The sequence below is a fragment of the Streptomyces zaehneri genome (genome assembly GCF_032248645.1).
Lineage (GTDB): Bacteria > Actinomycetota > Actinomycetes > Streptomycetales > Streptomycetaceae > Streptomyces > Streptomyces coriariae.
Genome location: NZ_JASTTJ010000007.1, coordinates 224,945 through 251,573 on the forward strand (window position 1 = coordinate 224,945; position 26,629 = coordinate 251,573).

25 protein-coding genes are annotated in these 26,629 nt (G+C 67.6%); 10 read left to right on the forward strand and 15 right to left on the reverse strand.

Annotated elements, in window-relative coordinates; translation table 11 throughout:
• Window positions 1-108: 108 nt before the first annotated feature.
• A complete protein-coding gene (locus QQM72_RS14520; protein WP_020128022.1) occupies window positions 109-366 on the reverse strand; it encodes a hypothetical protein in 258 nt (85 codons plus the stop codon).
• Entirely contained in the window at window positions 363-1,319 is a 957-nt protein-coding gene (locus QQM72_RS14525; RefSeq protein WP_314221278.1) for an SPFH domain-containing protein, read from the reverse strand. Before QQM72_RS14525 ends, QQM72_RS14520 begins: the two co-directional genes overlap by 4 nt.
• Window positions 1,320-1,600: 281 nt before the next feature.
• Between QQM72_RS14525 and QQM72_RS14530 the strand changes: the two genes are divergently transcribed.
• Window positions 1,601-4,036: a transglycosylase domain-containing protein gene (locus QQM72_RS14530; protein ID WP_314221279.1), complete on the forward strand. Its 2,436-nt coding sequence runs from the start codon at window positions 1,601-1,603 to the stop codon at window positions 4,034-4,036.
• Between the two features lie 79 nt (window positions 4,037-4,115).
• Here QQM72_RS14530 and QQM72_RS14535 read toward each other — a convergent pair whose 3' ends face one another.
• The 3 genes from QQM72_RS14535 to QQM72_RS14545 form a co-directional block, all read right to left on the reverse strand.
• Window positions 4,116-6,266: a SpoIIE family protein phosphatase gene (locus QQM72_RS14535; RefSeq protein ID WP_314221280.1), complete on the reverse strand. Its 2,151-nt coding sequence runs from the start codon at window positions 6,264-6,266 to the stop codon at window positions 4,116-4,118.
• A gap of 316 nt (window positions 6,267-6,582) precedes the next feature.
• Window positions 6,583-7,275 carry a cytidylyl-2-hydroxypropylphosphonate hydrolase gene (gene fomD / locus QQM72_RS14540; protein ID WP_314221281.1) on the reverse strand — a complete coding sequence of 231 codons (693 nt, stop codon included), beginning with the start codon at window positions 7,273-7,275 and terminating at the stop codon, window positions 6,583-6,585.
• Window positions 7,276-7,359: 84 nt separating this feature from the next.
• Window positions 7,360-8,745: a class II fumarate hydratase gene (locus tag QQM72_RS14545; RefSeq protein WP_314221282.1), complete on the reverse strand. Its 1,386-nt coding sequence runs from the start codon at window positions 8,743-8,745 to the stop codon at window positions 7,360-7,362.
• 168 nt (window positions 8,746-8,913) lie between these two features.
• On the opposite strand from QQM72_RS14545, the gene QQM72_RS14550 reads away from it, so the two are divergent.
• From QQM72_RS14550 to QQM72_RS40880, 3 genes are all read left to right on the forward strand, one after another.
• Window positions 8,914-9,075 (forward strand): hypothetical protein, encoded by a 162-nt coding sequence (locus QQM72_RS14550; protein ID WP_314221283.1) that lies wholly within the window; start codon window positions 8,914-8,916, stop codon window positions 9,073-9,075.
• 189 nt (window positions 9,076-9,264) lie between these two features.
• Entirely contained in the window at window positions 9,265-10,833 is a 1,569-nt protein-coding gene (locus QQM72_RS14555) for a recombinase family protein (protein WP_314221284.1), read from the forward strand.
• Window positions 10,834-11,615: 782 nt separating this feature from the next.
• The gene (locus QQM72_RS40880) at window positions 11,616-11,930 is read left to right on the forward strand and encodes an HNH endonuclease (RefSeq protein WP_399077290.1); all 315 of its coding nucleotides are present in this window, start codon (window positions 11,616-11,618) and stop codon (window positions 11,928-11,930) included.
• A gap of 34 nt (window positions 11,931-11,964) precedes the next feature.
• On the opposite strand, the gene QQM72_RS14560 is transcribed toward QQM72_RS40880, so the two are convergent.
• Window positions 11,965-12,549 (reverse strand): hypothetical protein, encoded by a 585-nt coding sequence (locus QQM72_RS14560; RefSeq protein WP_314221285.1) that lies wholly within the window; start codon window positions 12,547-12,549, stop codon window positions 11,965-11,967.
• Between the two features lie 729 nt (window positions 12,550-13,278).
• On the opposite strand from QQM72_RS14560, the gene QQM72_RS14565 reads away from it, so the two are divergent.
• Window positions 13,279-14,445 carry a phage major capsid protein gene (locus QQM72_RS14565; RefSeq protein ID WP_314221286.1) on the forward strand — a complete coding sequence of 389 codons (1,167 nt, stop codon included), beginning with the start codon at window positions 13,279-13,281 and terminating at the stop codon, window positions 14,443-14,445.
• A gap of 125 nt (window positions 14,446-14,570) precedes the next feature.
• On the forward strand, window positions 14,571-14,972 hold the full coding sequence (locus QQM72_RS14570) for an HNH endonuclease signature motif containing protein (protein WP_314221287.1): 402 nt from the start codon (window positions 14,571-14,573) through the stop codon (window positions 14,970-14,972).
• A gap of 513 nt (window positions 14,973-15,485) precedes the next feature.
• Here the strand turns inward: QQM72_RS14570 and QQM72_RS41025 are convergent.
• The 5 genes from QQM72_RS41025 to QQM72_RS14590 all read right to left on the reverse strand — a co-directional run bounded on the left by QQM72_RS41025 (window position 15,486) and on the right by QQM72_RS14590 (window position 19,472).
• Window positions 15,486-15,707 (reverse strand): DUF7848 domain-containing protein, encoded by a 222-nt coding sequence (locus QQM72_RS41025; protein ID WP_443041256.1) that lies wholly within the window; start codon window positions 15,705-15,707, stop codon window positions 15,486-15,488.
• Window positions 15,708-16,003: 296 nt separating this feature from the next.
• Entirely contained in the window at window positions 16,004-16,837 is an 834-nt protein-coding gene (locus QQM72_RS14575; RefSeq protein WP_314221288.1) for a helix-turn-helix domain-containing protein, read from the reverse strand.
• The gene (locus tag QQM72_RS14580) at window positions 16,827-17,348 is read right to left on the reverse strand and encodes a DUF6879 family protein (protein ID WP_314221289.1); all 522 of its coding nucleotides are present in this window, start codon (window positions 17,346-17,348) and stop codon (window positions 16,827-16,829) included. Before QQM72_RS14580 ends, QQM72_RS14575 begins: the two co-directional genes overlap by 11 nt.
• On the reverse strand, window positions 17,332-17,538 hold the full coding sequence (locus QQM72_RS14585) for a hypothetical protein (RefSeq protein WP_200306803.1): 207 nt from the start codon (window positions 17,536-17,538) through the stop codon (window positions 17,332-17,334). The genes QQM72_RS14580 and QQM72_RS14585 overlap by 17 nt, the downstream gene beginning before the upstream one ends.
• A gap of 266 nt (window positions 17,539-17,804) precedes the next feature.
• A complete protein-coding gene (locus tag QQM72_RS14590) occupies window positions 17,805-19,472 on the reverse strand; it encodes a fumarate hydratase (protein WP_314221290.1) in 1,668 nt (555 codons plus the stop codon).
• 167 nt (window positions 19,473-19,639) lie between these two features.
• Here QQM72_RS14590 and QQM72_RS14595 point away from each other — a divergent pair, with 167 nt between their 5' ends.
• Complete coding sequence (locus tag QQM72_RS14595; protein ID WP_314221291.1) at window positions 19,640-20,326, forward strand: DUF1707 SHOCT-like domain-containing protein; 687 nt, start codon at window positions 19,640-19,642, stop codon at window positions 20,324-20,326.
• Between the two features lie 193 nt (window positions 20,327-20,519).
• Window positions 20,520-20,897 carry a WhiB family transcriptional regulator gene (locus QQM72_RS14600; protein WP_028806547.1) on the forward strand — a complete coding sequence of 126 codons (378 nt, stop codon included), beginning with the start codon at window positions 20,520-20,522 and terminating at the stop codon, window positions 20,895-20,897.
• Window positions 20,898-21,061: 164 nt separating this feature from the next.
• On the opposite strand, the gene glpX is transcribed toward QQM72_RS14600, so the two are convergent.
• Window positions 21,062-22,096 carry a class II fructose-bisphosphatase gene (glpX, locus tag QQM72_RS14605; RefSeq protein ID WP_314221292.1) on the reverse strand — a complete coding sequence of 345 codons (1,035 nt, stop codon included), beginning with the start codon at window positions 22,094-22,096 and terminating at the stop codon, window positions 21,062-21,064.
• Between the two features lie 126 nt (window positions 22,097-22,222).
• Here glpX and QQM72_RS14610 point away from each other — a divergent pair, with 126 nt between their 5' ends.
• Entirely contained in the window at window positions 22,223-22,747 is a 525-nt protein-coding gene (locus QQM72_RS14610; protein ID WP_314221293.1) for a DUF4245 domain-containing protein, read from the forward strand.
• A gap of 115 nt (window positions 22,748-22,862) precedes the next feature.
• On the opposite strand, the gene QQM72_RS14615 is transcribed toward QQM72_RS14610, so the two are convergent.
• From QQM72_RS14615 to xseA, 3 genes are all read right to left on the reverse strand, one after another.
• Window positions 22,863-23,453: a malonic semialdehyde reductase gene (locus QQM72_RS14615; protein WP_314221294.1), complete on the reverse strand. Its 591-nt coding sequence runs from the start codon at window positions 23,451-23,453 to the stop codon at window positions 22,863-22,865.
• A 330-nt stretch (window positions 23,454-23,783) separates the two neighbouring features.
• Window positions 23,784-24,008 carry an exodeoxyribonuclease VII small subunit gene (locus QQM72_RS14620; RefSeq protein ID WP_314221295.1) on the reverse strand — a complete coding sequence of 75 codons (225 nt, stop codon included), beginning with the start codon at window positions 24,006-24,008 and terminating at the stop codon, window positions 23,784-23,786.
• Window positions 24,009-24,071: 63 nt separating this feature from the next.
• A complete protein-coding gene (gene xseA / locus QQM72_RS14625; protein WP_314221296.1) occupies window positions 24,072-25,325 on the reverse strand; it encodes an exodeoxyribonuclease VII large subunit in 1,254 nt (417 codons plus the stop codon).
• 194 nt (window positions 25,326-25,519) lie between these two features.
• Here xseA and QQM72_RS14630 point away from each other — a divergent pair, with 194 nt between their 5' ends.
• Window positions 25,520-26,587, forward strand: a complete 1,068-nt coding sequence (locus tag QQM72_RS14630) for a 4-hydroxy-3-methylbut-2-enyl diphosphate reductase (RefSeq protein ID WP_314221297.1) — start codon at window positions 25,520-25,522, stop codon at window positions 26,585-26,587.
• The last annotated feature ends 42 nt before the right edge of the window (window positions 26,588-26,629 follow it).

Consider the following 26,629-nt stretch of genomic DNA (forward strand, 5'->3'; position numbering starts at 1 on the left):
GCAGGTGACGGCAGGGAGTGGGAGTGCGCAGGTGAGGGCCGATTGTCACCGTTCTGCCACAGGCCCGGCGCTGGGCCTCGCGTGGGGAGGAGGGCGAGGTGGGGCCGTTCAGGCCGGCGGGGGTCCGGGGGGCGAGCCGCCGGGGGGCCGGCCGCGACGCGGGAGGGGTCCGGTGTCGCCGGGCAGGCGTCCGGCCTCCTTCAGCGCCTTGCGCAGCAGGAACTCGATCTGCGCGTTCGCCGACCGCAGTTCGTCCGAGGCCCAGCGGGCCAGCGCGTCATGGACCAGCGGATCCAGCCGCAGCAGCACCTGCTTGCGCTGCTGCGGCCGACGCTGCGGGGTCGGACCCCCGGCCGCGTCGCTCACTGGTAGAGGGTCCCGGTGTTCAGTACCGGCTGGGGCGCACGGTCCCCGCACAGCACCACCATCAGGTTGGACACCATCGCCGCCTTCCGTTCGTCGTCCAGCTCCACGATGCCCTGCTCGGCGATGCGCTGGAGCGCGGCCTCGACCATTCCCACGGCGCCGTCCACGATCTCGCGCCGCGCTGCGACCACGGCGCCCGCCTGCTGCCGCTGGAGCATCGCCGAGGCGATCTCGGGAGCGTACGCGAGGTGGGTGAAGCGGGACTCGATGATCCGGACGCCGGCCGCCTCCACGCGCGCGTGCAGCTCTATGGCCAGCTTCTCGGTGATCTCCTCCGCGTTGCCGCGCAGCGAGAGACCGTCCTCGTCGTGCGAGTCGTAGGGGTACTCGATGGCGATGTGCCGGACGGCCGCCTCGGTCTGGGTGGCGACGAACTCCAGGAAGTCGTCCACCTCGAAGCTGGCCTGCGCGGTGTCCCGCACGTTCCACACCACGACCGCGGCGAGTTCGATCGGGTTGCCGTAGGCGTCGTTGACCTTCAGTACGGCCGTCTCGTGGTTGCGGACCCGGGTGGAGATCTTCTCGCGGGAGGTGAAGGGGTTGACCCAGCGCAGCCCGTCCTCACGGATGGTGCCCCGGTAGCGGCCGAAGAGCTGCACCACGCGGGCCTCGCCCGGCGACACCGTGTTCAGCCCGCACATCGCCAGGAACGCGGCGAGGGCGACCAGGATGCCGCCGGTGATCAGCGCCGCCTTGAGGCCGGCCGCCTCCACCTGGGCGCCGAAGGCGATCATCCCGGCGCCGGCCAGCAGCCCGGCCAGGCCGAGGAGCAGCGCGAGTCCGCCGGCCACGCTGTGCGCGGGGAACTCCTTCACGCGCGGGGCGGGCATCTCGGGAACGTCGACGGTGTCGACGGCCGCTTCGGTGGTGGCCGAGGGGTCGTGAGTGGACATGGTGGGGTCCCCGTTTCTCTTCGCCGCCGGATTCAGTAATCAGCGGCCTATCTAAGTGATATCACTTTAGCGCCTCATGGCAACCCTGTGCCACTCTCGTACGTCGGACTCGGTGGGGACGTCCGGGCGGTTCCCTCGCGCGGGGTGCTGATTCTCACGCCCTGTGCGGACCGGGCCGAGGCCCCTTCGTCATAGACAGCGGTGTTAGCTTTCTGAGCTGACCTGCCCCTGCCCCCGGGCACTGGTGTGACTGCCGAGTAGGAAGCGGAGCGAGCGGACTCATGGGACGAGCGGACGAGAGACGAGCTCGACAGCGCGGTGGGCGCCGCGCGGCGCCCAGGGGCCGCTCGACGGAGACGGACTCGACGACCCCGTCGACGGCGGAGTCCGTGGCGACCGCCGAGGCGGCGCCCGAGAACGCTCCCGCGACCGGAGGCCGCGCGGCCGCCCGCCGGGGCGCGAAGAAGAGCGGCAAGGGCGCCAAGGGCAAGGCCGGCAAGAAGGACAAGAGCTTCATACGCCGGCTCTTCACCTGGAAGAAGATCCTCGGCACCTTCCTCGGCCTGGTGGTGGCCGTCATCGGCGCCTTCCTCTGGCTGTACATGAGCACGCCGATCCCCAAGGGCAACCCCGACGCCGCCCTCCAGAGCAACGTCTACGAGTACGACAACGGCGCGATCCTCGCCCGCGACGGTGAGGTCAACCGGGAGAACGTCGAACTCGCGAAGATCCCCAAGGCGGTCCAGCACACCTTCGTCGCCGCCGAGAACAAGTCCTTCTACACCGACGCCGGAGTCGACCTCAAGGGCACCACCCGCGGTGTCCTCAACACGCTCATGGGCAAGGGCTCGCAGGGTGGCTCGACGATCACCCAGCAGTACGTCAAGAACTACTACCTGACCCAGGAACAGACCGTCACGCGCAAGCTGAAGGAACTGGTCATCTCCCTGAAGCTGGACCGGGAGAAGGACAAGGACTACATCCTGGCCGGTTACATCAACACCAGCTACTACGGCCGCGGCGCCTACGGCATCCAGGCGGCCGCCCAGGCCTACTACCGCGTCGACGCCGAGAAGCTCACCGTCCAACAGGGCGCCTATCTGGCCGCGTTGCTCCAGGCCCCCAGCCAGTACGACTGGGCCGTCGCCTCCGACACCGGCAAGAAGCTGGTCACCGCGCGCTGGAACTACGTCCTCGACAACATGGTGGAGAAGGACTGGCTGAAGAAGTCCGAGCGCGACGCCATGACGTTCGAGGAGCCCAAGGAGCCCAAGGCGGCGCCCGGCAAGGAGGGCCAGGTCGGCTACCTCGTCGACGCGGCCAACACCGAACTGGCCAAGCAACTGGTGGCCCAGGGCATCGCCGACGACTACGAGTCGGGCATGGCTCTGGTCACTCGCGGCGGCTGGAACATCGAGCTCAACATCGACAAGAAGAAGCAGAAGGCGCTGGAGACGGCCGTCAAGGAACAGCTGACCAGCAAGCTCGACAAGAAGAAGCGCTCGGTCGACGGCGACGTCCAGGCCGGCGCGGTGTCGGTGAACCCCAAGACGGGCGCCGTCGAGGCGATGTACGGCGGTGCCGGCTACACCGAGCACTACACCAACAACGCCACCCGCACCGACTACCAGCCCGCCTCCACCTTCAAGCCGGTCATCCTCGCCGCGGCCTTCGACGAGGCCGCCAAGACGCAGGACGGCGACCAGATCACCGCCAACACGCTCTACGACGGCACCAGCAAGCGCCCGGTCGTCGGCAGCGACATCGGCTTCGCCCCGGAGAACGAGGACGACCAGGACTACGGCGACGTCACCGTCCAGACGGCGCTGAACAAGTCCATCAACTCCGTCTTCGCGCAGATGGGCGTCGACGTCGGCATGCCCGAGGTGCTGAAGGTCGCGGCCAACCTCGGCATGGACACCGCGGACCTCAAGGCCGTGCCCGCCCAGACCCTCGGCACCATGGGCGCGAGCCCCCTGCAGATGGCCGGCGTCTACGCCACCCTCGACAACCACGGCAAGCAGGTCACCCCGGCGCTCATCAAGACGGCGGAGAACAGCGCCCACCCGACGTTCAAGCACGCCGACCCCATCGGGGAGCAGGTCATCAGCCGCGAGGCCGCCGACTCGGTCACCTCGGTGCTCACCGGCGTGGTCGACGACGGTACGGCGAAGAAGTCCGTGCGGGACAACCCGCTGCGCAAGGGCCAGAAGGTCGCGGGCAAGACGGGTACCTCCGACAACAACAAGTCGGCCTGGTTCACCGGCTACACCCCCGACCTGGTCACCTCGGTCGGCCTGTTCGGCGAGTCCGCGAAGGCCCCGCACCCCCAGGTCCCGCTGACCGGCGCGACGAACGGCCTGTCCTCGGACGCGGGCCGGGTCAACGGTGGCGGCTTCCCGGCGCAGATCTGGGCGGCGTACACCTTCGGCGTCTCCACCAAGGTCACCAAGTTCGACCTGGACACCGACCAGGGCGCGGCGGTCCAGACCGCGTCGCCGTCCCCGACGACCTCGCCGTCCCCGTCCCCGTCCTCGTCCCCGTCCACGAGTTCGTCCCCGTCCTCCTCTCCGTCGACGAGTTCGTCCCCGTCCACGTCGTCGAAGCCGAGCTCGTCCCCGTCCAGCACACCGACGGGTGACACCTCCTCGGAACCGAGCACGGACGACCCGTCGACCGATCCGGCGGATCCGGCGGATCCGCTCTTCGGCCAGTAGCGGCCGCCCGGCGGCGGAAACAGCGGAGAGGGCGCCCGGAGTCGCCGGGCGCCCTCTCCGCGCGCTCACCGCGTCTGCCTCAGCTCCGGTTCAACTCGAACCAGACCACCTTGCCGGTGCTGAGCCGGGTGGCTCCCCACCGCCGGGCCAGCCGGTTCACCAGATACAGGCCGCGGCCACCCTCGTCGGTCGCTCGGGCCTGCCGCAGCCGAGGCAGCTGCGGCACGTCGTCGCCGACCTCGCAGCGCAGCACGTCGGTGCGCAGCAACCGCAGCGTCACCGGCCGCGTGGCGTACCGCACCGCGTTCGTGACGACCTCGCTGACCAGCAGCTCGACCGAGTCGGTCATGTCCTCCATCCCCCAGCGGGACAGCGCCCGCCGGGCCAGCCGACGGGCCCGGCCGGGAGCCGCGTCCTCCGGTTCGAGGAACCAGTACGCCACGTCGCTCGGCGCGATCCCGTCGAACCGGGCGGCGAGCAGCGCGATGTCGTCGTCCCGGTCGCCCGGGCCGAGCATGTCGAGCACCTCGTCGCACAGTGCCTCGAGCGGCGGCGGATGATCGGGGCCGGTCAGCTGGGCGGTCGCGGCGAGCTTCTCCCGCAGCTGCTCTATGCCGGTCGCCACGTCCCGCAGCCGGGACTCGACCAGGCCGTCGGTGTACAGCAGCAGCGTCGCCCCGGCCGGGGCGTCCAGCTCCACCGCCTCGAAATCGACCCCGCCCACGCCGATCGGCGCGCCCGGCGGCACCCGCAGCACCTCGGCCCGGCCGCCCAGGTGCAGCAGGATGGGCGGGGGATGACCCGCGTTGGCGATGGTGATGCGGTGCGAGACCGGGTCGTAGACCGCGTACAGGCAGGTCGCCATGCGGTCGGTGCCCAGCCGCTGGGCCTGCTCGTCGAGATGGTGCAGGACCTCCTGCGGCGGCAGGTCGAGGCCGGCGAGGGTCTGGGCCGTCGTCCGCAGCTGCCCCATGATGGCCGCCGAGGTCATGGAGTGCCCCATGACGTCGCCCACCACCAGTGCCACCCGGCTCCCCGGCAGCGGGATGGCGTCGTACCAGTCGCCGCCGACGCGCGCGGTCTCGGCCGCGGGCAGGTACCGGGAGGCGAGCCGCACGCCCGTGGGGCGCGGCAGGGTCTCCGGCAGCATCGTGCGCTGCAACTCGTCGGCGATGTACGCCTCACGGTCGTACAGCACCGCCTTGTCGATGCCGAGGGCGCTGTGCGTGGCGAGCTGGGCGGCCACCAGCAGATCGTCGTTCTCGAACGGGATGCGTTCCGGACGGCGCAGGAACACCGCGGCGCCGATCACCCGGCGGCGGCCCCGCAGCGGGGCCAGGACGGCCCGCTGACCGCTCGGGATGGCCAAGGTGCTGTCGTCGCCCAGCAGTTCGGGCAGCGCGGCGCGTGCGGCCGGATGGTCGGCGAACACCGGACGCACCCCGCGCAGCACCTCCGCCAGCGCCCCGCCGGGCCGCACCTCGCACAGCTCGCCGACCGCCGCCGACAGCTCGGCGGTCAGCTCGCCCGGTTCCGGGGGCGGCAGGGCGAGCGCCGCGAAGCCGGTCTCGGTGTCCCGTTCCTCCGGAATGCGGTCGGTGCGCCGCAGCCGCAGCATGATGCGGTCCGCCGCGGGCCGCTCGTCGCCCACGGGCAGCGGGTCGCGCAGATAGACGAGGATCGCGTCGGAGAAGGTCGGCACGGTGGCCCGGCACAGCCCCATCACGATCTCGTCGAGGTCCAGGCCGCGGGCGATCCGCCGGGTCGCGGCGCCCACGAAGCGCAGCCGGTCCCCGTCCCGCCGCATCGGCGTGGGCCGGCCGGGCGTCAGTGCCCCTCCGGCGCGCCGGTCCTGCCCCTCCGGACCCCGCTCCGGGCGCGCGTCGGTGCCCGGCTGGGCCGGGATCGACTCGGGAGCGGGGCGCGGCCGGTGGTCACCCACGCTCGGCTTGGCCCGCGCGGGAGGAGCACCCATCGCCTCGTCGGACGCCGACGGCTGGGAGTGCTCGGTGCCGGCACCGGCCTCCGGACCGGCCGCGTCCGTTCCCCTGGCTCCCTGGCCGCCCATGCCACCCTTTCCGCCCTTGCCGCGCGGCGTCGTCGTACCCGAGGTGTCAGGAGGTAAGGCCGACTGGCCCGGTGCCGGTGCCTGGGTATGCAGCAGTGCCCCACGGGGGTCCGTGGGGTCGACGCCCTGGGGGCGTTCGTAGGAGGTGGGCTGCTCCGTCACGCGTGTCGAATCCGTCCGTCCGGGGCTGCGCGCCGCGCGCGCAGTTGGTCCCGCAGGAAACCCGATACCCGGAATACGTGCCCCCGGAACGGAATTCCCGCGTGGTCAGAGGTTGTTCCTGTGCCACCGGTGGACCGCGCGCGGCCCAGGGGGCCGACGTCGAGCGTCCCGCCGGTGTTGCCCTCGTACCCCTCGCTCACGTGCTGCCGCCCCTCGGTGACGTTCGGTCAGACCCGGCGTCTGCTCCGGGAGTTACTGCCAGCGTGCCTTGCGGAGGACGATCCTACGTTTGTTGCCCGGGGGCGCATCAAGGGTCTCATGTGGACATGTGCGCGGGCGTACGGTCCCAGTCCTCCGGCAGCAACGGTACGGCCCAGGACGGATCCGGGCGCCAGTGCTGCCAGCCCTCGCTGAACGGAGGCCCCCACGCGCGGATCACCTCCACCGCCCTGCTGCCCGCCTCCCTCACCTGTTCGGCGACCGCCCGGTCCATCAGTCCGTCCTGCTGGGCCTGCGCGAACTCGTCCTCGTCACGCAGACCCCAACTGCGGTCCGGGTAGACGCAGATGTCCAGGAAATGATCCTCGGAGTCCACACCGCCGTGCCAACGGGCCAGTGGCGTCTCCAGGTTGACGTACCAGTTCTTGAACTGCCAGCCCTGGTCCCAGAACAGCCACACCGACCACGGCTCGCCGGGCCGGGCCACCTTCAGCACCCCGGTGCCGAGCCAGCGTCCCCGCGCAACGGTACGCGGCTTGGTGTACCGGGTGCGCAGCGGTTCCTGGTGCGGCGGGGTGCCGTCCGCGAGCACCGGCTTGACGCACTGCGTGCCCGGGGCCAGCCACACGGCGAGCAGTTCCTCGTCGTCCCGCACGACGGTCACCGGGCGGGCGATGTGGAAGTTCACCCCGCCGTTCTCCCGGTAGCGCCACAGAATCCGGCTCCCGGGCTCCCAGAAGGCCGCCGCACCACCAGTTCCCACGCGTCTCACCGCTTCACCGTCTGCCATGCACAGATATTAGGTGCCATGGGCATACGACGCTGCGGCGCGCGTCACGGTTCTCGCGCCGGGGGCGCGAAAGCGCACCAGGGTTTACGGGTGCGTCATCCGCAGGACATCCAGCGCCTCGTCGAGCTGCTCGACCGTCAGATCGCCGCGCTCCACGTACCCGCCGTCCAGCACCACCTGGCGGATCGTCCGCCGCTCCGCCAGCGCCTTCTTGGCCACCTTCGCGGCCTCCTCGTACCCGATGTACTTGTTCAGCGGCGTGACCACGGACGGCGAGGACTCGGCGTACTCCCGGGCGCGCTCGCGGTGCGCGACGATCCCGTCGACGGTCCGGTCCGCGAGCAGCCGGGACACGTTGGCGAGAAGCCGGACCGACTCCAGCACGTTCTTGGCGATCACCGGCAGCATGACGTTGAGCTCGAAGTTGCCCGCCGCGCCCGCCGTGGCCACGGTCGCGTCGTTCCCGACGACCTGCGCGGCGACCATCAGCACGGCCTCCGGGATCACCGGGTTGACCTTGCCGGGCATGATCGAGGAGCCGGGCTGGAGGTCGGGGAGGCTGATCTCGGCGAGGCCGGTACGCGGCCCCGAGGCCATCCACCGCAGGTCGTTGGCGATCTTCGTGAGGCCCACGGCGATGGTCCGCAGCTGCCCGCTGGTCTCGACGATCCCGTCCCGCGCGCCCTGCGCCTCGAAGTGGTCGCGCGCCTCGGTCAGCGGCAGCCCGGTGGCACGGGCCACCTCCTCGATGACGGCCGCGGAGAACCCGGGCGGCGTGTTGATGCCGGTACCGACAGCGGTGCCGCCCAGCGGCAGCTCGGCGAGCCGGGGGAGCGAGGCGTTGAGCCGCTCCACGCCGTACCGCACCTGGGCGGCGTACCCGCCGAACTCCTGGCCCAGCGTCACGGGCGTGGCGTCCATCAGATGCGTCCGCCCCGCCTTCACCACGTCGGCGAACTCCGCGGACTTGCGCTCCAGGGCTGCCGCCAGATGCTCCAGGGCGGGGATCAGATCGCGGGTGACGGCGGCGGTGGCCGCGATGTGCAGGGACGAGGGGAAGACGTCGTTGGAGGACTGGGAGGCGTTGACGTGGTCGTTGGGGTGCACGGCCCGGCCCAGCCGCTCGGTGGCGAGCGTGGCGACCACCTCGTTGGTGTTCATGTTGGACGAGGTCCCGGACCCGGTCTGGAACACGTCCACCGGGAAGTGCTCGTCCCACCGCCCCTCGGCGACCTCCGCGGCCGCCTCCTGGATGGCGTCGGCGATGTCCTTGTCGACCACCCCGAGCAGCGCGTTCACCTTCGCCGCGGCCCCCTTGATCCGCGCCAGAGCCTCGATGTGCGCACGTTCGATGCGCTGTCCCGAGACGGGGAAGTTCTCGACGGCGCGCTGTGTCTGGGCCCGCCACTTGGCTTCCGCCGGGACGCGTACCTCACCCATGGAGTCGTGCTCGATCCGGTATTCGCTCATGTCCGGTACAGCGATCGGGGCGGCCGGGATGTTCCGCGCGCTGGGCCGTCCGGATGGCGTCCGGGTATGTGACCCAGGTCTCGTCGGGGCCGTGCAGCAGACGGGGGCGCGCTCGCGTCGAGGAGGGGTACGACCACGCGGCTCCCCCTCGCGGGCCTCAGCCTGGACATGGCCAAGCCGTTGCTCGAGAAGACGCGGACGAAGCTCGGCACCGTCACCAGGAAGGCCGTGAAGGGCTGCAAGCCGACCTCGGTGCTCGAGGTGACCCCGCACGCCCCGAAGACCGTCAAGCCGGGTGACACGGTCGACTTCACCATCTGCGCCGGCTGACCGGGCCCTGACCTGACGACGACGCCCGCCCCTGCGTCGATCAGGGGCGGGCGTCCGTCACGGCATCACACGCTTCACACCAGCCCCGGGCCCCGCACCGGAATGGACGTGAACGTCGGCGCGGGGGCCGGATCCTGGAAGAAGTCGTTCGACTTGTTCAGTCAGCGGCACCACCCGTAGCATCCGCGCATGATCTCTAACCCGAGGGTGCTGGGCAACGTCCGCTTGTCCGTCATGAAGGACGACACGACCAGTCCAGAGAAGCAGCGTGCGGCCGTCGAGCACTGGGCACACGGCCCCTCTATAGAAGGACGCATCGTCGGGTGGGCCGAGGACGTAGATGTGTCCGGCGCTATGCACCCCTTCAAGAGGCCGGGCCTCGGTCCCTGGTTCAACGAGCGGGCCGACGAGTGGGACGTGTTGGCCGTCTGGAAGCTCGACCGCCTCAGCAGGAAGGCGGGTCACTTCGCCGAGGTCTTCGAGTGGTGCCAGAAGCACGGCAAGGTGATCGTGTCCGTGACCGAGGGCATCGACATGTCCACCCCCATGGGCAAGATGTTCGCGCAGATCATCGCTGCCTTCGCCGAAGGCGAGTTGGACACCATCCGTGCGCGTGCCCTGTCCGGCTCGATGGCCCGGAAGGCGAAGGGCGTTTGGATCGGCGGTGTACTCCCGTTCGGATACCGATTTGAGCGCCAAGAGGACGGGGGTAAGAAGCTCATTCAGGATGACGAATACGCGAACCTTCTCCGTGACATTGTGGAGAAGCTGAAGAGTGATTGGTCCTCGTACAAGATTGCCGTTCATCTGAACAAGCGTGGCGTTCCGACGTGGCGGGATTACCTGCGTATTGATCGTGGCGACGAACCGAAGGGTGTCGCTTGGACCGCCAACGCCATTCGAGCGATCGTGACTAACCCCACGGTCGGCGGTATCTACACCTATAAGGGTGAGACTGTCGCGGATGACGATGGTGAGCCGGTACGGATCACGGATGACCCGCTCATGGAATACGGGGAGTGGGCGGAACTGGTGGCCAGCATCACGGCTAACCGTCCGGTATCGCGCGCCACGCCCTCGCGTTCCATGTTGGGAGGCGTGGCCGAGTGCGATGTGTGCGGCGCCCGTATGTCTTCGTCCAAGAAGACCAAGGAGAACGGCAGAGTTTTCCATTACTACGCGTGCAATAACATCAACACGGGGACTTGTTCCGACCCCGGGCGTATCCGGAGGGAAGATCTCGATACGGTCGTCAGCCAGTTCGTGAATGTCACCCTTGGGCCCCTCCCTGTAATGGAGAGGGTTGGCAATTCGATCAGTCAAGCGAAGACGGAACTGGTGGAAGCCGAAGCCATGCTTGACAGGCTGGAGGCTGACTATCTGGCCGGTCGTATCAAGACTGAAGTTCAGATCGAACGCTACTGGAAGCAGCACGAATCCCAGTCGGCCAAGGTCGAGCGACTGCGTAACGAAATCAAGGAAGCGGAGGATGCACCCGCCTGGAAGGAAACGGGGCGCAACTATGCGGAGGAATGGGCCACGAAGGATGACGAACAGCGTCGGGTGTTCCTACAGCGTCACGGGGTAACGATCACGGTCGGGAAGGCCGAAGACGGAAACCGCCGAGTCGTTTGCAAAATGCTTGAGCTTGCGGAGATCGCTAAGGAGACTGGGCTTCACGTCCCCGAAGGGTACTGGATGACCGAGCCTGAGGCGGAGTTCCTCTTGCCCGCGCGTCGGCCGTACAGCGGCGGATAGCCACCCGACCCTCTGAATCCCTGGCCCCCGTTGAGTGTAAACGCTTCGGGGGCCTTTCCATGCCCGCACTCTCCAAGGGAGACCGTTTACACGCTCTCACGCCGCCCGTTTAAACACCCTTCCTTGAAACCGCCACCCTGGGTGGGTTAGAAACTGCATGTCTTGTTTTTTTGTCAGTCCCGGCGATAGCCGGGGCTTTCTTATGCCCGCGACCAACCGCCCGAGGGAATAGTGACCATTGGATTCGGCCCCGGTGCCCCGTGGGGTGCCATTTCTCAGCTCGACTGCCGAGCGAAAGCACGCAACCCCCTAATCAAGCCGCTCGCTTTCCGGGTGTACTTCGCCGCCCTCGGCTGGGGGAACCAAGTCGGGCATGCCGAGTTCGCCGAGGGAGCCCTAGCCTCCATTCTGGCCGGGGAGAACGGCCAGGCGCTCACCAGACAGGCTGTGCAGAAGGGTATGACTGCGGCTAAGGCCATGGCCTTGATCGCCCCTGATTCGGGCGCACGGTGCCTCGTACTGCCTGGGCACCACTTCCAGAAGAACGGTCTTGGGTCGGCGTCCTGCCGCGTGCACTCCCTACGCACTGCCGCGTAACCCTGCCAGGGTCACCGCGTAACCCTCTGAGAGTCACCCATTCTTCCCTGACCTGCGGAAACCTTCGCTGCCTCTCTATCTCTTTAAGTCATCCCCTGGCCGACGAATGGAGGCCAGGCAGAGCACCACTAACGGCACCCCTCGAAGGGTGCCACTTCTGTTTGGAGAAGCTATTGCCTCACATGATGTGCAGCCGCTGTAAGCGGCTCTATCCTCTCGGCTCACGCTGTGAGCCCTGCACCTCGGCCGGAGCGAAGCGACGGGAGCAGAAGAGAAAGCACACGCGCCCCTCCCCGTGGGCGCGTGGATATAACACTCAATATCTCAATTTCAGGGCCGCGATCCTCGCGGCTAACCCTGTCTGCTCTATCTGCTATTCCCGGCCAGCTACGACGGCCGACCACATTGTTCCGCTCAGCCGAGGCGGAACGAATGACATAGAGAACCTTCGCCCGGCCTGCGGGCCGTGCAACTTCAGCCGAGGCAATAGAACGCCCTAGGGCAAGCCTGTCGGCTTTCCTAGGCCAGGGAAGATTACTCAGTCTCAGCGGTGCCCACGGATGACTCATCTTCTGCATCGAGTAGCCCACCGAAGTGACCGAAGACCCAATCATCAACCATCACCGGATAGGCGTCTATCAGCAGCCTCGGAAGGCAATCGTTCGGCTCATCGATGTGAAAGCACCATTGCGATACGACGTTGTCACCCGAGGCTAGATCTGAGACGGCTGCACGCAGCCGAACAGCGTGCTCCAAAATAGCTTCTCGCCTCGCACCCCATATGGTGCCGATAGAGGCTCCTTCGTGCGCAATGAAGTTGCGGGCCTTTCTGGCTCCATCGAGCAAGTCGAAGTCAGAGGGTCGCGACCCGAGCGACGTATTCGATAGGTCTCGCAGCGTGCCACCGAGCATCTTGTCCGGAGGCAGACTAGCGATCATCTCTTGCAGACCCATGACGGGGTCGGCTTCTGAAGCCTCGGCGAGATGTGCCATGCGCAAGACGTACTGACACTTTGACTCGAAGGAGTTGGCCAGGTGTAGCGCCCGGCCAGCTGACAGGAAAAGCGCATCCAGTAGTCGAGGTTCACGCGGCTTCAAGTACCCCAGCGACCAGCCCATGCGATCCACGGTACTGGCACAGTCAAGGGGTTTTTGTCGGTCACCGGCTCGGGAGGGGAGGTCCGAAAGGATCTGGGAAGCCTTTCCCGCACCCGCGTCTTTCCCTCTTTGTGAACGCGCGGGGGTTAGCCCGAAGTCGTGGGACCGATAGGCGGGGCGCAATCGGCCGAGGCATCCAGTACTTCACCGGGAATCGCGCAGGGTAGCGCGTGTGGTTTCGGGCTGCCTAACAGGTCTTTACATGATGCAAGAGCGACTTCGATCCTTTCGGGGGTCGGGGGAGGAAGCACCACGGGGCGGTGCCAGGACGGCGGCCCGGCTTCACGGCATCTATCCAAATGCTGGTCGTGGAGTCGGGCTGTCTTCCGTTCCGTCGCCAAACACTGCACTCCCCTCGAACGATCTCGAAGAGACATGGGAAATGAACAACACAGTCGAGCTGAAGTGCTGGGCTTGTGAGAAGCCGTTCAATATCGAGTACGGCCCTGGCCGGCCGCCACGGTATTGCGGCCCTTCCTGCAAGAACCTAGCGCGCAAGATTGCGCGCCGAGTCCGCTTCGTTGAGCGGATCGAACAGCGTCGCGCGGCATGCGCTGAAGTGCCATCTGTAGAGAACAACTCCGCGAGCTAGCGGAGAAGTAACCGCCTCATCCAAGCCGCCCCACCCATTCCGGGTGCAGGGCGGCTTTTGCATGGCCGCTTCCGGCCCCGACCAATGAAGGAATATCAATGACTGACTGCACTGACCTGTATAAGCGCCAGGCAACGACCGCCCTTGAAGAGCGGAAGAAGCTGGTTACCGAGCTTCGCTCCGTCGAGGGTGACTCGTCCCTTAGCGACGCTGCGAAGCGATCGCGCGTCGAGCGTCTCGACCGGGACATCATGCGCCTGGAGGCCGAGGCCCGAGACGCTGTCGAGCGTGGCGAGCGGGAGGCCGAGGTTCGCTCTCTGGCGGGCGGCCTGGGCATGCTGACGCCTACGGCTCCCCCGGCCAGTGATGAGGGCTCCTGGCGGGCTCTGATGCCGTCGCTCAGCGAGTACCGCGCCCTGGTGGCCGAAGGCGTTCCGGGCGACGGCGGTTACACCGTGAGCCAGCAGACGGCCGCGAAGTACGTCGACGCTCTTAAGGCCAAGTCGACGTTCCTGCGCGGTCTTCCGGTGGAGAGCATCGTTCCCTTCAGTTCGGCGACCTTCTCTGTTCCGCAGCTTGTGTCCTCGGACGGCATGGACTACGTCGAGGAAGGTCAGCCCCTTCCCGAGGGAGACATGGTCTGGGGTGAGGTCAAGTTCGAGCCGAAGAAGATCGGCCGGATTCAGTGGGCTTCAACTGAGATTTTGGAAGACTCCGCTATCGACCTGCGCAACTCGATTGCGAATAACCTTCTACGTGATGCTTCCCTGAAGTTCGATGCCGACGCCTTTGTTGGGTCCGGCACCAACCCGATTAAGGGAATCCTTTCCCAGGGAACGACTACGACTCTGGGCACCGGAAAGGTGGCCGTCACCTATGACGACCTGGCCGACGCTGTAGCCCGCATTGAAGCCATGAACGGCACCCCTTCGATTGTCTGGGCTTCCGTCGACATGGCTGCGTCTCTCCGTAAGGAGAAGGCCGCCGGATCGGGCACGTATCAGGCGGGCTCCCCCACGGATTCCCCGGCTTCTACGGCCTGGGGTCTTCCGATTCTCGCTAGCGCGTTCCTGCCCGCCAAGACGATTGTGGTCGCCGATGGCTCCCGGATCGTGGTTGGCGTTCGGCGAAACGCCACGGTGCGAGTCAGCGAAGACGCCCGATTCGATAAGGATCAGGTGGGCTTCAAGCTGACTATGCGTCTCGCGGGTGTCTCTCTGGCCGAGGCTTCCTCGGCGCAGATTGTCAAGGCTGCCGCGAGCTAAGGCAGTCCTTTTGGGCGGTTCGGAAACGGGTTTGGTCACCCCGTTTCCGGGCCGTCTCCCTTTTTTGCTCTCCTCAATGCTTGGGCGTGTGCCCAAAACTTGCCACTACCCGTCAAGGAACTCCCGTGAAATCCTTCCTCGATATGGCCGAAAAGGCCGCCGTTCTCTCATACCTTCGCAGTCGTTCAATCATCTGGCCCGAGTCCGAGGGCGGTTGTTGGGAATGGACTTGCTCGAAGACTCCGGACGGCTACGGCCGCTTCACGGCCGACAATCGGTCTTACTACTCGCATCGTGAAGCTTTCAAGGCTTCGGGCCGCCGAATACCGGAAGGCTGGACTATCGACCACCTTTGCCAGAACAAGGCTTGCTGTAACCCGGATCATCTCTCGCCCGTGACGAGAAGCGAGAACTCGCGCCGAGCGCGTAACGCCTACTGGATCGCCTTCATGAAGGATCACTTCGCGGCCCGGAACGTTCTTCAAAAGATCGGTGGCACTGTGCTCGAAGCCGAGGTTTGTGCGTGATGACTCCACTCGACGAGATCATGGCGACTTCTAGGCCGATTGTTGAAATCGGGTGCCGCATCTGGGAAGGGCGCGTCTCGCCTGACGGCGTGCCGGTCTTTGGCTACCTATTTGATACCCCGGTAACGCGGTATCTGACCGCGAACCGGTATAGGCACAAGGAACTCGTTCCGGTCTTTAGCAACAGATGCGGTAACAAGCTCTGCATTACCGTTTCTCATCTGACGCTAACCGGCTGGAGTTCCCGGGAAAGGCTGGCCGGCTGATGCCTGAATCGAAATTCGATCGACTTATTCAACGCGTCGCACTTCGTCGCTTCGAGAAAGAGCAGAAGCGCATTCGGTCGGCCTATCTGCTGGCCGAGGGAATGAAGGCCCTGTCTATGCGCCTGAATGGCGAGTCAGGCTGAATCACGCGGAATGCACGCAGCCCCACCAGACGGGGGATGCTGGTGGGGCTGGACCGGCACGCTAGGTGAGAAGAGGTTCGCCGTCCCTAGCGTGCCGGGGTCTTTTACTCGATCCGCTCGACCAGAGCGAATGAGGTGCAGATGCGCCGGAATCCTGGGTGACCGGCACGGCCCGTATGGCCCATGCATTCGACGTCAACGGCCGCGCCATCGGTCGAAGGTGTGGCCTTCCATTCGCACTTGAGGCACTCGGCCTCAAAGGTCACGTCAGTGTTCGGGTGCTGCGTGATCCGGTGTTGTACGTATCGCAGTACAGCGCGCACCATCACTCGGCCCCGTGCTCTTCTTGAAGGTGTGTCCGGAGAACCACGTTCGCATCGGACACCTTCGAGTAGTCGCCAATCGATCGGGCGTTAGTTCGCGTCACCGCGATGTGAAGGCATTCCTGGCAGCCTGCTACGGGGTCGGGCTGCTGGACCGGGGCCGTCAAGTGCACCGGTTCCGTCATTGTCGTCCGCCTTGCACTCATACCGTGCCCTCTCCCCGACTGCATGCCGTCCTAGAGAATGTTCCCGCACGGCACGCATGGGGGCGGTCATTATTTGCGTTGTCGGGTAGAAGATCAGGAACGGAACCGAGTGGCCCACTCGGAAAGGAGTTCCCGGCAGCCGTCTCCGAACAGGGCATAGCCTTGGTATGTTGCGAACTCGTTCAGGTAAGCCGATACGTCCCGGTGATCCCGGAAGACCATTACTCCGGTCTGTGTCTCCACTGTGGCTATCCGCGTGTCATAGACAGTGAAGGTATTCAATGGCGCGGTCGGCATGTGGCCATCCAAAGGGATGACTCCCAGCTCGATATTTGGTAGCAGGCTAATCGAAACCAGTCGGTCAATCTGCACAGCCATGGCTGCCGAGGGAAGGAAAGGCCACCTAACGGCCTGCTCGGTCAGGATGAATGTGAAGCGTTTCGACGTGTCATAAAGGACAGACTGTCGCTCTAGCTTCTTCGCAATGGCCTTACTGTGGTCGCCGGGGATGTAGGCAAGACTAGCCCGAACGTAATCGGGTGTTGCGAGAAGACCGGTCACCATGGACAGCAGGAAGTACCGAAACTCTGTTGAGGACTTCTCGAATCCGGCTAGCTCGTTCTGTTTCTTCTCCAGCCCGGTACGGCGTTGGGACCAAGCGTCTTGCCATTCACTGTTAGCGTTACGCGCAAGGGCCGCCACTCGGGAAACAAGGTCCGGGGGTGCATCCAATGCCCTAAGAATCAGCTCAACGTCAACAAGGGTGGGGGTTAGCTTCGCCCCTTCAATATTGCTGATCTTCGTTTGGCTCATAGCACAACGCTGGGCGAGCCGGGTTTGGGTGATCCCGGCCCGCTTGCGGAGCGTCTTCAGCGTCTCGGCTAGGTTGGCTCTGGACTGGCCTAGCTCTTCCGGCTCAAAGGTCAAGGCCCTTCACGTACTCCTCGAAGGGAACAGACTCGGCCAGCGCGATTCGCTGATATTCAAGGAACGGTGTCACGTCCCCCTCATACGCTTCTCGGTTGATCTGCGTTCCGTCCGCCTCATAGTGCATGATGACGACTTCTGCTTTGTCGAACATCCAGAAGTCTTCAACACCCGGCAACGGATTCTCGCGCTCGGTCACGTCAAGGATTCGGATATCTTCCCCGATGGGGGCTTGATGGCGGTAATACCTCTCGAACTCGAAGCGTAGGTAGTCGGAGAGAGGCCGAGTCAGGATGTGCACTCGCCCGACATTTGCCCCGGATTCCCTGCGATGCCGGATCATGGCCGTCCACGAATCCTCGTACGGCCCCGGAAACCGTTCGCCCGCAAGGAAACGCGAGAACTCTTCGGCCTCTTGGGGTACGCGGTAGACCGGCAGGGTTTCCAGTCGCCATGCCTCGGTCTGGAAGTCTCGGAACTTGGCTTGCCAGGCTTCACCAGCCAAGAGCATTGAAAGCCTCCCTCAGTACGCTTTCCGGGATCTCAACCAACCCTTCGCCCTCGGGCGGGATGAAGCCGTTGAACACGTCGCCCTGCACAACGATCGATCCCTTTTCGGTGCGGTACACGTTCGGGCAGTCCCCTTGTCCGCACTCCCCGTTCCCGTTGCCGGTAAGGCGGGTCAGTTCCTCGCGAGCCATGCTCAACCCCCTTGGTCATGGCCCCCGTTAGGGCCGGTACGCATGACGGTACGAGGGTTGTTCATGGTCGTCTATGCGGCAACGCTGATATTCGCGTAGTCGGGTACGCCACTGCTGAGGACGGCCGCGCGGCTGTCTGTCGCGGCCTGGCCCCGATGTGAGGCCCTACGCGGCTCTGTGTGGGCCGCTCGCGGACGAGACGGCCTCGCTGCGCGTAGAGCCCCCGACCGATGGCCGAGGGCTCTACGCGGGTGTCGCTGCCTAGGTCAGGCCAGGCCCGGACCCCGTACAGGGATCGACGTGAAGGTCGGCTGAGAGAGTTGCTGCGGACTGAAGAAGTCGTTGCCCTTGTCGTCGACGACGACGAAGGCGGGGAAGTCCTCGACCTCGATCTTCCAGACGGCCTCCATGCCGAGCTCCTCGTACTCGACGACCTCGACCTTCTTGATGCAGTCCTGGGCGAGCCGGGCGGCCGGACCGCCGATGGAACCGAGGTAGAAGCCGCCGTGCGTGCCGCACGCGTCCGTGACCTGCTTGCTGCGGTTGCCCTTGGCGAGCATGACCTTGGAGCCGCCGGCGGCCTGGAACTGCTCGACGTAGGAGTCCATGCGGCCGGCCGTCGTGGGGCCGAAGGAGCCGGACGCGTAGCCCTCGGGGGTCTTGGCCGGGCCCGCGTAGTACACCGGGTGGTCCTTCAGGTACTGCGGCATCTCCTCGCCCGCGTCGAGACGTTCCTTGATCTTGGCGTGCGCGATGTCGCGGGCCACGACCAGCGGGCCGGTGAGGGACAGCCGGGTCTTGACCGGGTACTTGGTCAGCTCGGCGAGGATGTCGTCCATCGGCTGGTTGAGGTCGATGCGGACCACGTCCGACTCGTCGAGGTGCTCGTCCGTGGTCTCCGGCAGGAAGCGCGCCGGGTCGGTCTCGAGCTGCTCCAGGAAGACGCCCTCGGCGGTGATCTTCGCGACGGCCTGCCGGTCGGCGGAGCAGGAGACGGCGATGGCGACGGGGCAGGAGGCGCCGTGCCGGGGGAGACGGACGACCCGGACGTCGTGGCAGAAGTACTTGCCGCCGAACTGCGCGCCGATGCCGATCTTCTGGGTCAGCTCGAAGACCTTCTCCTCGAGCTCCTTGTCCCGGAAGCCGTGCCCGAGCGGCGAACCCTCGGCCGGGATCTCGTCCAGGTAGTGCGCGGAGGCGTACTTCGCGGTCTTCAGCGCGTACTCGGCCGACGTGCCGCCGACGACGATCGCCAGGTGGTACGGCGGGCAGGCGGCCGTACCGAGCGAACGGATCTTCTCCTCCAGGAACTTCATCATGGAGGCCTCGTTCAGGACGGCCTTCGTCTCCTGGTAGAGGAAGCTCTTGTTGGCCGAGCCGCCGCCCTTGGCCATGAACAGGAACTTGTACGCGCCCCCGTCGGCCGCGGACAGCTCGATCTGGGCCGGGAGGTTGGAGCCGGTGTTCTTCTCGTCCCACATCGTCAGCGGGGCCATCTGCGAGTAGCGCAGATTGAGGTTCAGGTAGGCGTCGTAGATGCCGCGGCTCAGGGCCGCCTCGTCGCCGCCCTCGGTGAGCACGTTCTGCCCGCGCTTGCCCATCACGATCGCCGTGCCGGTGTCCTGGCACATGGGGAGCACGCCCGCGGCCGCGATGTTCGCGTTCTTCAGCAGGTCCAGCGCGACGAACTTGTCGTTGCCGGAGGCCTCCGGGTCGTCGATGATGCGGCGCAGCTGCGCGAGGTGGGCCGGGCGCAGGTAGTGCTGGATGTCGTGGATGGCCTCCTCGGCGAGCTTGCGCAGCGCCTCCGGCTCCACCTTGAGGAACGTCCGCCCGTCGGCCTCGAAGGTGGAGACACCTTCGGCGGTCACCAGCCGGTAGGGGGTGGTGTCCTCCCCCATGGGGAGCAGATCGGTGTACGCGAACTCAGGCATCTCGCCCATTCCTCACTCGACAGACAGCGCGCCCGCCTCCGTTGGCGGGCGCTCACCAGCGTAGGACCTGACGTCGCCGACGAGCTTGTGAGGTAAGGCTCAGTTCGCCGGCCGCCCGTTCCGAGCGGGGGCTATCGCGATCTATCGTGTTTCGGTACGCTGCTCTCGTGGACCTTCACAAGCAGACCGCCGCCCCCGCGCCGGCCGCGGAGTTGCGCGCCTCGGACGCCGATCGTGATCGTATCGCCGACATGCTCCGCGAGGCTCTCGCGGAGGGCCGGCTGACCGCCGACGAGCACGCGGAGCGTGTCGAGGGCGTGCTGGCCGCCAAGACGGTCGGCGAGCTGGAGGTCTTCGTCCGGGACCTGCCCGCCGCGCACGAGCGACGTGCGGCCCCCTCCCCGGCCCCCGGCCGGCCCACCGCGGGAGCGATCCCCGCCGACCCCGACGACAACGTGGTCGCGATCTTCAGCAGCGCCGTCCGCAGGGGCCGCTGGCGCGCGGGCCGCCGTATCCACGCCTACGCGGTCTTCGGCACCGTCGAGATCGACCTCACCGAGGCGCTCTTCGAGTACCAGCAGGTCGTGATCAAGGCGATCTCGGTCTTCGGCAACGTCGAGGTCCGCGTCCCGGAGAACGTCTCGCTGCGCGGCACCGGCGGCGCGGTGCTGGGCAACTTCGAGGTGCACGCGCTCGATTCGCCCCAGCCCGACGCCCCGGTGGTCTACGTCGACGGCTGGGCGGTGCTGGGCAACATCGAGGGCCGGCCGAAGCGGGGCAAGCTCGTCGCGGACATCCTCGACCGGGTCCAGCACAAGGTCGACAGGGGTTTGCGCAGACACCTGGACCGTTGACGGTCGTGAACCTCGCCGCGAGGCCGTGGCGAGGCTCCGCGAGGCCGTCGCGGTGCCGCGGCGGGGTGGCGGCGGGTCGTCGCGGGGGCGCCGTGGGCGCGGCCGTCGGGAACTCAGTGCATAGGCGCGCGCACAGCGGGTAGGCCTTGCTGCATCGTCTCTCGCTCGCGAAGCCGTCGTCAGGAGTAGACCCGTGCTGCAACCGCCGCATTCGCCCGTGCAGGTCGCCGCTGTTCCGGCCCAGCGGGTACCAGCGCGCGACAGGGATCAGGACGCCCCCTGGCATACCGAGGCGGTGTGCCGCCGCGACGAGGCAGGCCTGTTCTTCGCCCCCTCCAAGGAGCCCACGGCCGCCCGGCTCTCCCGCGAGGAAGCCGCGAAGCGGGTCTGCGCCCGCTGTCCCGTCATGGTGGAGTGCCGCGAGCACGCGCTTCTCCAACCCGAGCCCTACGGCGTCTGGGGCGGCCTGACCGCCGCCGAACGCCGGGTGGCCCTCGCCCGGCGCCGCCGCCGTGACGTGGAACTGAAGAAGGCGGCACAGTCGGCGGGCCGCATAGCGGCGGCGGGCTGAGCGGCGGGCCGAGAAGTCCTCGGGGCACGCGAAAGGGGCACCCCCACCGCACCGGGGGTGCCCCTCTCACGCACTACGGGGGCCGTTCGGCCCGATCGGACCACCGGGCTGCTCGGCCCGCCCGATCGGACTGCGGGGCCACGTCACCCGATCGGGCTGTGGGGCTACTTGGCCCGGTCGAAGTCGACCGCGCTGTAGGCCCGCAGCTTGCTCAGCCGGTGCTCGGAGTCGATCCGCCGGACCGTCCCGGACTTCGACCGCATCACGATCGAGTCGGTGGTCGCGGTCTCCGACCGGTACCTGACCCCCCGCAGCAGCTCACCGTCGGTGATACCGGTGGCGACGAAGAACACGTTCTCGCCGGTCACCAGGTCCTCGGTGGTCAGGACGCGGTCGAGGTCGTGCCCGGCGTCGAGTGCCCGCTGCCGCTCCTCGGCGTCCTTGGGCCACAGCTTGCCCTGGATGACACCGCCCAGGCACTTCACGGCACAGGCCGAGATGATGCCCTCGGGGGTGCCGCCGATGCCGAGCAGCAGGTCGACGCCGGTGCCCTCGCGCAGGGCCAGGATCGAGCCGGCGACATCACCGTCGGAGATCAGCTTGATGCGCGCCCCGGTCTCCCGGATCTCCTCGATGATGCCCTCGTGCCGCGGGCGGTCGAGGATGACGACGGTGACGTCCTCGGGCGTGGCCCGTTTGGCCTTGGCGACCCGCCGGATGTTCACGGCCACGGGCGCGTCGATGTCGACGAAGTCGGCGGCCTCGGGGCCGGTGACCAGCTTGTCCATGTAGAACACGGCGGACGGGTCGAACATGGCGCCCCGCTCGGTGGCCGCGAGGACGGCGATCGCGTTCGGCATGCCCTTGGCCGTCAGCGTGGTGCCGTCGATCGGGTCGACCGCGATGTCGACCTCGGGCCCGGTGCCGTCACCGACGCGCTCGCCGTTGAAGAGCATCGGGGCCTCGTCCTTCTCGCCCTCGCCGATGACGACCACGCCGTTCATCGACACGGTGGAGACGAGGGTCCGCATGGCGCGCACCGCGGCACCGTCGGCGCCGTTCTTGTCACCGCGTCCCACCCAGCGGCCGGCGGCCATGGCTGCGGCTTCGGTCACCCGGACGAGTTCCAGGGCGAGGTTGCGGTCGGGGGCCTCGGAGGGGACATCGAGTTCGGACGGCAAATGATGATGCTCGGTCATCGGAGCGCACCTTTCTGATACGACGACGGCCGGATGAGGGTTCGATCTCGACTCTATCGTCAGTCCGACAAAATGAGCAGGGGACCCCACGGATGAGCGCATCGGGCACCTGCGACGATAGGGGGCGTGGCAGGTTCGAACGGCAAGCAGAAGACGGCCCGCGACATGGTCCTCTCCCTCGGGGTGATCGTGATCGCGGCGTGGGTCATATACCTCTTCGTCCCGCACGACGATCGCCCTGGCGAGGTCCAGCAGGTCGACTACCGCGTCGAGCTCCTCACGGCGCGTCGCGCGGCGTCGTACCCGGTGGCCGCGCCGGAGGGCCTGTCCGACGCCTGGAAGGCGACCTCGGTGCGGTTCCAGGGTGACGACTTCGACGCGTGGCACCTCGGTTTCCACGCTCCCGACGGGGAGTACGTGGCGATCGAGCAGTCCACTCAGCGGCGCTCGGAGTTCGTCGAGGAGGCCAGCCAGGGCTCGAAGGCGACCAAGGTCACCGAGCGGATCGGCGGACGCACCTGGACCCGCTACACCGGCGGCCGCTACGACGCGCTCGTCCTCCAGGGCGAGACCGGCTCCACCACCGTGGTGGCGGGTACGGGTTCCTTCGAACAGCTGTCGGCGATGGCCGGCGCGCTGAAGCTGGCGTGAGCGCCTTCCGACCTGCGACGAGCCCCGCGAGAAGCCCAGCGCGGTGACTTGCGAGGTGACATGCGAAGAGGCCCTCCGCCGAGCAGGCGGGGGGCCTCTTCGCATGTCACCGGTCTCAGACGGTGGTGACGACCTCGTCGTAGGCCAGGCGCGGGGAGCGCGGGTAGGAGGCGCCCTCGCCCGGCTTGCCGATGTTGACGACCATCAGCGGGGTGTGGTCGTCGTCCAGGAACTCCTTGCGGAGGCCCTCGAAGTCCACGCCGGTCATCGGGCCGGCGGCCAGACCGGCGGCGCGGACGCCGATGATGAAGTACGCGGCCTGGAGGGCGGCGTTCAGCGCGGCGGCGGACTCACGGGCCGGACGCTCGCTGAAGAACAGGTCCTTGGCCTGCGGAAACGACGGGAGCAGGGTCGGCAGCTCCTCGTGGAACTCGTTGTCCGCGGAGAGGATCGCGACCAGCGGGGCGGTGGCGGTCTTGGGCTGGTTGCCCTCGGCCATGTGCTGCACCAGGCGCTCGCGGGCCTCGGCGGAGCGGACCAGGGTGATGCGCAGCGGGGTCTGGTTGAACGCCGTCGGCCCGTACTTGACCAGGTCGTAGATCGCCTGGACCTGCTCGTCGGTCACCGGCTCGTCGGTGAAGGTGTTCGCGGTGTGGGCCTCGCGGAACAGCAGGTCCTGGGCGGTGGGGTCGAGAACGAGAGACATGCGGGAACTTCCTCGGTGGTGGCATCCGGATCCCGTACCGGACCGTGGTCCGGATAGGCTGACGGCAGTGACAGTACGCCGGGAAGGTTCAAAGTTCAACAAAAGTCGGGGCGAGGTGATCCGCTTCACAGCCTTGCCGAACGCGAGTGTCACGCGGGGCCGGTGCAAGGGGGGACGCCCCACGGGCCCGCTGCAAGGGGACACCTCACCGGCCCGCCGCCAGGGGGCGCTTCACGGCCCGCTGTACCGGGCCGCCTCGTAGGCCTGCGGCACAGGGAGGCACCGCACAGGTCCGCTTCACCGCACCCCCGGCCGGAGGGGCGCCCCGGCTCACTCCCCCTCTTGCGTCTCGCCCTCCTCGGCGAGCGCCGCGTCCAGCCGTGCCCGCGCGCCCTCCAGCCAGCGCCGGCACACCTTGGCCAGCTCCTCACCGCGCTCCCAGAGGGCGAGGGACTCCTCCAGCGTCGTACCCCCCGCCTCCAGACGCCGTACGACCTCGATCAGCTCGTCGCGGGCCTGCTCGTACCCGAGCGTCTCGTCCGTCTTGCTCGTCATGCACCCAATCCCAGTGGTCGTCGTGGTCGTCGTGGTCGTCGTGGTCGTTGTGGACGGTGGTGCCTAGTTGTCGACGTTGGCGGTCTTGTCGACGTCGTCGACGGTGCCGACGTCGTCGACCCGGACGGTGAACTCGCCCTCGGCGACCCGCGCGCGCAGGGATTCGGCGGCCGTCACCTCGGCCGGATCCCGGACCACGTGCCCGTCGGCCTTCTGGAGCACCGCGTACCCCCGCTTCAGCGTCGCGGCCGGTGAGAGTGCCACCACGCGCGCGTGCGTGTGGGTCAGCTCGGAGTCGGCGCGGTCCAGGAGGTGCCCGAGCGTGCGCCGTGAACGGTCGACGAGCGAGGAGACGTGATCGGCCCGCTCGTCGATCATCCGGTGCGGATCCTGTATCGCCGGCCGCGCGAGGGCGTGGGCGAGCCCGCGTTCCTCCCGCTCCAGGAACGCCTGTGCGCACCGTCGCGCCCGCCCGCGCAGCATCCGCACCCGCTCCAGTTCCTCGCCGACGTCCGGTACGACCTTCTTCGCCGCGTCGGTCGGCGTCGAGGCGCGCAGGTCGGCCACATGGTCGAGGAGCGGGTTGTCCGGCTCGTGCCCGATCGCCGAGACGACCGGCGTACGGCAGGCCGCGACCGCCCTGACCAGCTGCTCGTCGGAGAACGGCAGCAGATCCTCCACACTGCCACCACCGCGCGCGACGATGATCACGTCCACCTCGTCCAGGCCGTCCAGCTCCTTCACCGCCTGGACCACCTGCGTCACCGCGTGCACGCCCTGGACGGCGACGTTGCGCACCTCGAAGCGGACGGCGGGCCAGCGGTGCCGGGCGTTCTCGAGGACGTCCCGCTCGGCGGCGGAGGCCCGTCCGCACACCAGCCCGATGAGCTGCGGCAGGAAGGGCAGCGGCTTCTTCCGGGCGGGGGCGAAGAGGCCCTCCGCGGTCAGGGACTTCTTCAGCTGCTCCAGCCGCGCCAGCAGCTCGCCGACCCCCACCGGCCTTATCTCGACGGCCCGCAGCGACAGCTGGCCGCGCGGCGCGTACCACTCCGGCTTCGCGTGGACGACGACCCGCGCGCCCTCCCCGACGACGTCCGCGACCGCGTCGAAGACCTGCCGGTAGCAGGTCACGCTCACCGAGATATCGTGCGACGGGTCCCGCAGCGTCAGAAACACCACGCCGGCACCCGGGCGCCGCGACAGCTGGGTGATCTGCCCCTCGACCCACACCGCGCCGAGCCGGTCGATCCAGCTTCCGATGAGCCGCGAGACCTCGCCGACGGGCAGCGGGGCGTCCGCGGACGTGTTCACAGCCATGCGCCCGAGCGTATCGGCCGCGACCGACAATCCGGGGGTCCTCGCCCCCCGGGACGAGGAGGGGCGGGGGGCTGGGGAAAAGGGAGGCGGGGCGGTGGCGTACCCCCTGGGCGGTGGCGGCCCCGACCGCCCGCGCCGCGCGACCGGTCTCTCCCCGAAGCGGTGATCTCCGGCCCCTCGGGCGCGGCCTTACGATGGGACGCATGACTGCTTCGCCTGGCCGCCGCCGTGTCCTGCTCGCCGCCCCCCGGGGCTACTGCGCGGGCGTCGACCGTGCCGTGATCGCCGTTGAGAAGGCCCTGGAGCAGTACGGGGCGCCGGTCTACGTCCGGCACGAGATCGTCCACAACAAGTACGTCGTGCAGACCCTGGAGCGGAAGGGCGCCGTCTTCGTCGAGCGGACGGAGGAGGTCCCGCCGGGCAACATCGTCATGTTCTCCGCGCACGGTGTCGCCCCCGTCGTCCACGAGGAGGCCGCGCGCGGGCGACTGGCCACCATCGACGCCACCTGCCCCCTGGTCACCAAGGTCCACAAGGAAGCCGTCCGCTTCGCCAACGAGGACTACGACATCCTCCTGATCGGGCACGAGGGCCACGAGGAGGTCATCGGCACCTCCGGCGAGGCCCCCGATCACATCCAGCTCGTCGACGGCCCCGAGGACGTCGCCAAGGTGGAGGTCCGTGATCCGTCGAAGATCGTGTGGCTCTCCCAGACCACCCTCTCGGTCGACGAGACCATGGAGACGGTCGACGCCCTCAAGGAGAAGTTCCCGCAGCTCATCTCCCCGCCCAGCGACGACATCTGCTACGCCACGCAGAACCGTCAGCTCGCGGTGAAGCAGATGGGCGCGGAGGCGGAGCTGGTGATCGTGGTCGGCTCCCGCAACTCCTCCAACTCCAAGCGGCTCGTCGAGGTCGCCAAGCTCGCCGGTTCCCGCGAGGCCTACCTGGTCGACTTCGCGAGCGAGATCGACGAGGCGTGGCTGGAGGGCGTGACCACGGTGGGCGTCACCTCCGGCGCCTCCGTCCCGGAGGTCCTCGTCGAGGAGGTCCTCGCCTGGCTCACCGAGCGCGGCTACGGGGACGTCGAGCTCGTCAAGGCGGCCGAGGAGCACATCACCTTCTCGCTGCCCAAGGAGCTCCGCCGTGACCTGCGCGAGGAGGCGGCGGCCCTGGCGGCCCAGCGGGGCGGCAGCGGTACGGCGTCCGAGGCGGCGTCCGGCACCGCGACCGAGGCGGCGTCCGGTCCGGCGGACAGCTGACCGACACCTCGGCCGAGTGAGTGACTGTCAGTCGACCGTCGT

Coding starts and splice junctions, on each gene's coding strand:
- QQM72_RS14525 (WP_314221278.1), bottom strand. CDS start 1,319: ATGTCCACTCACGACCCCTCGGCCACCACCGAAGCGGCCGTCGACACC.
- QQM72_RS14530 (WP_314221279.1), top strand. CDS start 1,601: ATGGGACGAGCGGACGAGAGACGAGCTCGACAGCGCGGTGGGCGCCGC.
- fomD (WP_314221281.1), bottom strand. CDS start 7,275: ATGGCAGACGGTGAAGCGGTGAGACGCGTGGGAACTGGTGGTGCGGCG.
- QQM72_RS14545 (WP_314221282.1), bottom strand. CDS start 8,745: ATGAGCGAATACCGGATCGAGCACGACTCCATGGGTGAGGTACGCGTC.
- QQM72_RS14550 (WP_314221283.1), top strand. CDS start 8,914: ATGGCCAAGCCGTTGCTCGAGAAGACGCGGACGAAGCTCGGCACCGTC.
- QQM72_RS14555 (WP_314221284.1), top strand. CDS start 9,265: ATGATCTCTAACCCGAGGGTGCTGGGCAACGTCCGCTTGTCCGTCATG.
- QQM72_RS40880 (WP_399077290.1), top strand. CDS start 11,616: ATGTGCAGCCGCTGTAAGCGGCTCTATCCTCTCGGCTCACGCTGTGAG.
- QQM72_RS14560 (WP_314221285.1), bottom strand. CDS start 12,549: ATGGGCTGGTCGCTGGGGTACTTGAAGCCGCGTGAACCTCGACTACTG.
- QQM72_RS14565 (WP_314221286.1), top strand. CDS start 13,279: ATGACTGACTGCACTGACCTGTATAAGCGCCAGGCAACGACCGCCCTT.
- QQM72_RS41025 (WP_443041256.1), bottom strand. CDS start 15,707: ATGGTGCGCGCTGTACTGCGATACGTACAACACCGGATCACGCAGCAC.
- QQM72_RS14580 (WP_314221289.1), bottom strand. CDS start 17,348: ATGCTCTTGGCTGGTGAAGCCTGGCAAGCCAAGTTCCGAGACTTCCAG.
- QQM72_RS14585 (WP_200306803.1), bottom strand. CDS start 17,538: ATGGCTCGCGAGGAACTGACCCGCCTTACCGGCAACGGGAACGGGGAG.
- QQM72_RS14590 (WP_314221290.1), bottom strand. CDS start 19,472: ATGCCTGAGTTCGCGTACACCGATCTGCTCCCCATGGGGGAGGACACC.
- glpX (WP_314221292.1), bottom strand. CDS start 22,096: ATGACCGAGCATCATCATTTGCCGTCCGAACTCGATGTCCCCTCCGAG.
- QQM72_RS14615 (WP_314221294.1), bottom strand. CDS start 23,453: ATGTCTCTCGTTCTCGACCCCACCGCCCAGGACCTGCTGTTCCGCGAG.
- QQM72_RS14620 (WP_314221295.1), bottom strand. CDS start 24,008: ATGACGAGCAAGACGGACGAGACGCTCGGGTACGAGCAGGCCCGCGAC.
- xseA (WP_314221296.1), bottom strand. CDS start 25,325: ATGGCTGTGAACACGTCCGCGGACGCCCCGCTGCCCGTCGGCGAGGTC.
- QQM72_RS14630 (WP_314221297.1), top strand. CDS start 25,520: ATGGGACGCATGACTGCTTCGCCTGGCCGCCGCCGTGTCCTGCTCGCC.